The organism is Pseudoalteromonas sp. 2CM28B (genome assembly GCF_023161935.1).
Window position 1 is genome coordinate 36,461 of the sequence record NZ_JALNTH010000051.1, and the last position, 6,654, is coordinate 43,114.

At 39.3% G+C, this 6,654-nt stretch carries 5 protein-coding genes and 1 tRNA gene; 3 read left to right on the forward strand and 3 right to left on the reverse strand.

Annotated elements, in window-relative coordinates; genetic code table 11:
- Positions 1-93: 93 nt before the first annotated feature.
- Together MTN96_RS33435 and trmB are read right to left on the reverse strand one after the other, a co-directional pair.
- Positions 94-1,119 carry a methyltransferase gene (locus MTN96_RS33435; protein ID WP_248534329.1) on the reverse strand — a complete coding sequence of 342 codons (1,026 nt, stop codon included), beginning with the start codon at positions 1,117-1,119 and terminating at the stop codon, positions 94-96.
- A 44-nt stretch (positions 1,120-1,163) separates the two neighbouring features.
- Positions 1,164-1,889, reverse strand: coding sequence for a tRNA (guanosine(46)-N7)-methyltransferase TrmB (trmB, locus tag MTN96_RS33440; RefSeq protein WP_024031613.1), 726 nt, complete (start codon positions 1,887-1,889; stop codon positions 1,164-1,166).
- Between the two features lie 161 nt (positions 1,890-2,050).
- Here trmB and mutY point away from each other — a divergent pair, with 161 nt between their 5' ends.
- Together mutY and MTN96_RS33450 are read left to right on the forward strand one after the other, a co-directional pair.
- Positions 2,051-3,112 (forward strand): A/G-specific adenine glycosylase, encoded by a 1,062-nt coding sequence (mutY, locus tag MTN96_RS33445; RefSeq protein ID WP_248534331.1) that lies wholly within the window; start codon positions 2,051-2,053, stop codon positions 3,110-3,112.
- Between the two features lie 33 nt (positions 3,113-3,145).
- A complete protein-coding gene (locus MTN96_RS33450; RefSeq protein ID WP_004587535.1) occupies positions 3,146-3,418 on the forward strand; it encodes an oxidative damage protection protein in 273 nt (90 codons plus the stop codon).
- A 50-nt stretch (positions 3,419-3,468) separates the two neighbouring features.
- Here MTN96_RS33450 and MTN96_RS33455 read toward each other — a convergent pair whose 3' ends face one another.
- Positions 3,469-6,243, reverse strand: a complete 2,775-nt coding sequence (locus MTN96_RS33455; protein ID WP_248534333.1) for a hybrid sensor histidine kinase/response regulator — start codon at positions 6,241-6,243, stop codon at positions 3,469-3,471.
- 338 nt (positions 6,244-6,581) lie between these two features.
- Between MTN96_RS33455 and MTN96_RS33460 the strand changes: the two genes are divergently transcribed.
- Positions 6,582-6,654, forward strand: a tRNA-Phe gene (locus tag MTN96_RS33460).

Genomic DNA, 6,654 nt, shown 5'->3' on the forward strand with positions numbered 1-6,654 from the left:
AGAAAGTGAAGGGAAATAGTGAAATTAATTCTGATATTTATTCGAAAGTTAGGCTAAGTATTAATTACACTTAGCCTAATTAAGTATAATTAGTTAGCTACTGTAAACGGCAAATTTGTTATTTTTGTACACAGTGTGGAAGCTACCAAACTGCGCCTCTAAAATTGGCGGGTATTTTAAAAAGCTATTAGCCACTATGCTTAGCTTTCCTACCTTGGTTAAGTGCTGCTTAGCATTTGATAAAAATGCTTCAGCAATTGTGTAGTCGGTCGCTATGCCAGTATGAAAAGGCGGGTTACTAACTATTAAATCAAACTTGCCGCTAATACTTTTTAAGCCATCACTTAAAATAGTGCCGCCTTTAATATTATTAAGCTTTAATGTTTGCTCAGTAGCATAAGTTGCAAGTGCGCTCACATCGCTGCAAGTAAAAGTCAGTGCTGGGTTTTTAATACCTAAAAAAGTGGCTATTAAGCCCGCACCACAGCCAAAATCTAGTACATTACCTTGTTTAGTGGTCGGGGCATTTTCTAGTAGCATTTTTGTGCCAGCATCTAAAGCGCCGTGGTTAAATACACCCGGAACACTGATAGCATCAAACTCTACTCCTGCTACATTTACTCTAAACGTTTTATGGTAGCGGCTAATCTCAAAGGTTGGGTTGTTCTCTAGTTGCTCAAATGAGAACAAAATACAATGCTTAGCAGAGTCAATTTTATTACTGTGCTGCGCTTTGCCCGCGAGCTGTTTTTCTATCGACTTAACGCCACTTTTATTTTCGCCTACCACAAGTAGCTGTGCTTTTTCGTTAATAACGGCGCGAATATTATCAAGTGCCATTAATACTTCAGGCTTTGATTTTGGGTAGTAAAGAATGACTAAATCGTAATCGTTGGCGGCCATTTCATGGTTAACACACACGTTTATGCCATTTATTTTTTTAGCAAATTCACCATTAGCATGGTTATAACTAAATGCGGTGATGGCACTTTGAGGATTTAGCTGCTTTAGCTCTGCTAAAAAGCCATCTTGAACAAAGTTGACCACCAAGATAGATTTTCCCACTAGTTCTTCGCTATTACGAAGTAACAGTAAACTTGGGTTGGTTAATACGCTCATAAATGGCTTTGCCTTACAAATTATTGATTAGTAAATTAGTGTAATTATTTTGTGCGCTCAAACATTAAGTCCCATACGCCGTGACCTAAACGGTGGCCGCGCTGTTCAAACTTAGTTAGCGGGCGCGAATCAGGGCGAGGTACGTAGTCATTGGTAGATGACTGATTTTTATAGCCTGGCGCTGCTTGCATAACTTCTAGCATGTGCTCGGCGTAGTTTTCCCAGTCAGTAGCCATATGAAAAACACCGCCAATTTTTAATTTGGTACGCAGTTTTTCAGCAAATTCTGTTTGCACTATACGGCGTTTATGATGACGCTTTTTATGCCATGGATCAGGGAAGAATAATTGCAGCGTTGTTAAGCTTTCATCTGCAAGGCAGTCAGCGAGCACTTCTACCGCATCGTGTTCAAATACACGTAAATTAGTAACACCGGCTTCATCTGCATCCATTAAACATGCGCCAACGCCTGGGCGATGTACTTCAATACCAATAAAGTTTAGGTGCGGTGCATTTTTTGCCATTTCAACTAATGACTTGCCCATACCAAAACCAATTTCTAATACTACATCATTGTTATTGCCAAATACTTGAGCTAGGTCGAGTAGGCCGTTTTTATGCTCAAGCCCCATAGTTGGCCAGCATTTTTCAATTGCGGCAGCTTGGCCTTTAGTTAAGCGGCCTTCGCGTTTTACAAAACTGCGAATTGTGCGGATATACTTACCTTCTTGCTTAGCTTGCTCAAGGTTGTTGTTACTTGATTCACTCATATTATTGGCCTGACAAAAACAATGTGTTTAAAAATGGTTGCGTATTATCCCTGACCACGCAGCTAATCACAAGTATTAGCGTGTTATAGCGCCTTCATAGCTTGATCTTTTTATTAACTGCAATAGACTGAGCCGCTATTGAGCATGAGTAAAAGTAGTATATGTTGGATTTAAATAAACAGCAGTCAGACAAATTTGCTAACCAAGTGGTTCAGTGGTATCACCTTCATGGGCGTAAAACATTGCCTTGGCAACTAGGTAAAACACCGTATAAAGTGTGGGTATCAGAAGTAATGTTACAGCAAACGCAAGTTGTTACGGTTATTCCATACTTTGAAAAGTTTATGGCAAGCTTCCCAGATATCATTGCTTTAGCAAATGCAGATGAAGATTTAGTGCTGCATCATTGGACTGGCTTAGGTTACTACGCACGAGCACGTAACTTACATAAAACGGCCAAAATAGTGCGAGATAAATACCAAGGTAAATTTCCTACTACACTCGAAGAAGTCATGGATTTACCCGGAATAGGGCGCTCTACCGCTGGTGCGGTATTATCGCTGTCGCTTGGCCAGCACCACCCTATTTTAGATGGTAATGTTAAGCGAGTGCTTGCCCGTTATTTTATGGTTGAAGGGTGGTATGGGGTAAAAAAAGTAGAAAACCAACTTTGGCATTTGTCTACCCAGTTAACCCCTAAAAACAATGTGACTGAGTTTAACCAAGCCATGATGGACTTGGGCGCCAGCCTTTGCTCTCGCAGTCGCTTTGACTGCCAAGCGTGCCCACTTAATAGCGATTGCGGTGCGTTTAATGCCGCTAAAGTAAAAGAGTTTCCTCATTCTAAACCTAAAAAAGCGGTTCCTAAAAAGAGTTGTCATCAATTAATTATTCAACACAACGAGAAAGTTTTAATGGAAAAGCGCCCAAGCAGCGGTATTTGGGGCGGTCTGTTTGGCTTTTTTGAGTTTAACGAATACAGCGAAATGGTGTTATTTTTAAATCAGCAAGGCTTAAAAACAGAGCTGGAAGAGTTAACGCCTTTTACTCATGTGTTTTCGCACTTTGAGCTGACAATAAATCCACATGTGCTTAATATTAATAACGTACCGGATGTAGTAAACGATAAACAACTTGTGTGGTACCCACTCGATCAATCTATAGAGGTGGGTTTAGCCGCACCGACTAAAAAGTTGGTTAAACAAATGAGCCCAATAGGTTAAACTATTAGCATTTAGCGCTTAAGAGAGTCAATTATGGCACGTACAGTATTTTGTCAAAAGTTACAAAAAGAAGCCGAAGGGCTTGGATTTCAGTTATACCCTGGTGAACTAGGCGAGAAAATTTTTAATAATATTTCTAAAGAAGCATGGGGCCAGTGGCAGCATAAGCAAACTATGCTAATTAACGAAAAGCATTTAAATATGATGGACCCAGAGCACCGTACGTTTTTAGAAGAGCAAATGGTTGGCTTTTTGTTTGAAGACAAAGACGTAGAAATTGAAGGTTATCGACCTCCTGAAAAGTAATTTTTAGGCATAAAAAAAGGGCTATATAGCCCTTTTTTTATAGCTATATTTTATAGCGTTTCTTCATCAGTATTCGCTGAGCGCACTTGTTCTTTTAAAAACTGCGCAGCTTTAGAGTATTCAATTTCAAGGGTATCTCTTTGCGCTATTAGCTCATCAGTATCAAGCTCAGTATTTCGACACTTCTTTTCAAACTCTTCTGCACATTGCGCAACGGCCTCTGCACCAATAGTTTTAGAGATAGCCTTGAGCTGATGACAAGCACTGCTTATCTCGTCTCTGTCATTAACCATAACGCCGGAATTAATGCTTTTAATTAGGCTTTGGCTTTGCTCTAAAAACATTTTGAAAAAGCGTAATTGTTTGGCTTCGTCGCCGTTTACATAAGTAGATACTGCGTCCATATTAATAGGCATGGCAGGCTTTTGATGAATAACAACAGTTTGGTCTTTATTATGCTTATCATACCAACGCTTTAAGGTATCTTCTAAGGCATTAAGCTCTATAGGCTTAGTAATAAAGTCATTAATACCTACCGCCAGGCAACGCTCTTTTTCACCTTTGAGCGCATTGGCAGTAACCGCAATAATATAAGGCTGAGCGTCTATAGAGTCTAACAACTCGGCTTCATCACGAATTTTTTCAACCATATCGTAACCTGACATTTTTGGCATATGTAAGTCGGTTAATATGAGCGAGTAATTGTTTTGACGCCACATATCTAAACCTTCTTCACCGTTATTTGCCACTTCAACGCCATAGCCAAGTATATGCAGTTGGTCGGTTAAAACTTGCTGGTTTAGTAGGTTATCTTCTACTAATAAAATGAGTTTATTTGCATCGCGTGCTTGTTCAACATTTAAATAATTGTTGAGTGTTTTTGTTTTTTTAATTTGTTTAGGTTGATGCAAGCCTGCTGCTACCAATATCGACATCATAAAGTTAGATTTACACAGCGGTGAGGCATTAATATAAAATACATTTTTATGGTTTATAGCGGCTTCATCAAGCTTACTTAATACCACCACTTGTTGATTATTATCTTCAAGTGAGTAAATAAGACGACGCAGTAAAGAGTTAACTTTTTCCATATCATCTATGCCATCGACAACCCATATAATGTCGTGCTGCTCTTGTTGAGCTTCTATTTCTTGCTGGTTGTGCACGTAGGTAATTTTAGCGCCCATAAACGATAAATAGCGGTACATTGCTTTTTCGCGCTCTAAATGATTGCTCACTACCACTACATGTTTGCCATTGAGCGCATTTTTATGTGCGTACTTAATTTTTCCTGAGGTACCAAATGGAAGCTCAACGGTAAATTCGCTACCAATGCCTGCATGGCTAGTTACATTAATAGTACCGAGCATAAGCTCGGTTAAACTTTTACAAATAGAAAGCCCTAAACCAGTGCCGCCGTATTCACGGGTAATTGAGTTTTCGGCTTGCACAAACGGGTTAAATATTTCTCGCAGTTGCGCTTGGGTCATGCCCTTGCCGTTATCGGTTACGCAAAAACGCAGCGTAAAATGATCTGCCGTATTATGGGCCACTTCTACCGATATTTTTACGTGCCCTTGGCGTTTATCATCAGTACTGGTGAACTTAATTGCATTACTACAAAGGTTATACAGTACTTGGCGAACCCGTATTGTATCGCCAGTTAAATTAGTTGGAATATCTGGCGCAATAGAAAGCTCTAAATCTAATTTGCGCTTTTTAGCAACAGATGAAAGCACGCGAGCCACTTCTTCAATCGTATCAGTAACTGAAAAAGGCGTAGGGTCAATATTTAGCTTACCCGCTTCAATTTTAGAGAAGTCTAAAATATCATCCAAAATACTTAATAGTGAAAACGCTGACTCACGGATAATAGTACTTAAACGATGCTGCGCGCCATCAAGCTCTGTTTGTCTTAATAAATCTATAGTGCCAATAACGCCGTTCATAGGGGTGCGAATTTCATGGCTCATAGTGGCTAAAAAGGTCGTTTTAGTTTCGCTAGCGCGTTGTGCTTTTAATGTCGCTTGCTCTAATGCAATTGTTCTTTGTTGTACTTCGCTCTCAAGGCCAGTTTGTAATTTTTGAAGCTCTTTTTGCGCAGCTTCTTTTTCAGACATTACTGAGTTAACTTTATCTAGCAGCAAGTTAATGTTTTTAGCTACACCAGATAAGCCTAAGTCTAGTTTTTCACTTACTTTACTGTCGTAATTGCCATTTTCGGTAATCGCTTGAAGTTCTTCATTTAATAAATGACTACTTTTACGCAAGCGAGTATTTATATAGGTATTAAATAGTAGGGCTAATGCAAATAAGGCAAACACGCTTACAATTGCAATAATATAGGCTATTACTTGCGAGTCTTGCTGCGTTAAAGGCGGTGCTGGTAACTGCTGTTTTATTATTAGCTCACCAATAGGCTGGTCGTTCAAAAGCAATATATGGTGAAATATACCTTGCTCAGTTAAATGCTCATCTACTTTTTTAGACTCGATAGCGGGTTTAGTGCTGCTATATACAAGTTGGGTTTCTGAGGTGGCATTAAAGCGATAGAGCGTATATTCAAACTCATCATCTAATACTGAGGTAAGCTCAAGTAGCTGGCGAACCTTGCCTTGCCCATACATAGTAAGTGCATCTACCATTGGTAAATCAAGTTGTTGTGCTAGCTGCGTAATACTTACTTTTTGTTTGGCTGCTGGTGCAGGTTGTGTGTTTTGCGAATAAAACGCAAAGGCAACAATAGCAAGCGCTGTTACTGCAATATTAATAATTAAAAAAAACGGCAGTAAGCCTTTTACCGGCGAAGAGAGTTTACTCTGCATTGATTGTTCCCATTGGTATTTGTCTGTACGATAAGCCTTAACGCATTATCAATGTGATCGTATCATTTACATCAAATAATACACTACGTTTTTAGTCTGGTTTAATTGGTTAAATTAAGGTTTTTCGTAAGTTTTTGTTGGATAAATAAACATTAGTCTATAAAAACTCGCTTTGTTGTGTGAAAACCGTTCAAACAGTTATAAAGAGTAAAAAAAAAGTTGACTTGTAAGGGCAAAACTCGTTTAATACGCCGCACGCCCAGATGGCTCAGTCGATAGCGCTGAGTGGGAATTGCATTAAAAATCATTTATGACTTTTTAATTAGCACTGTTAAAGTGCCTCGATAGCTCAGTTGGTAGAGCAGAGGATTGAAAATCCTCGTGTCCCTGGTTCGATTCCGGGTCGAGGCA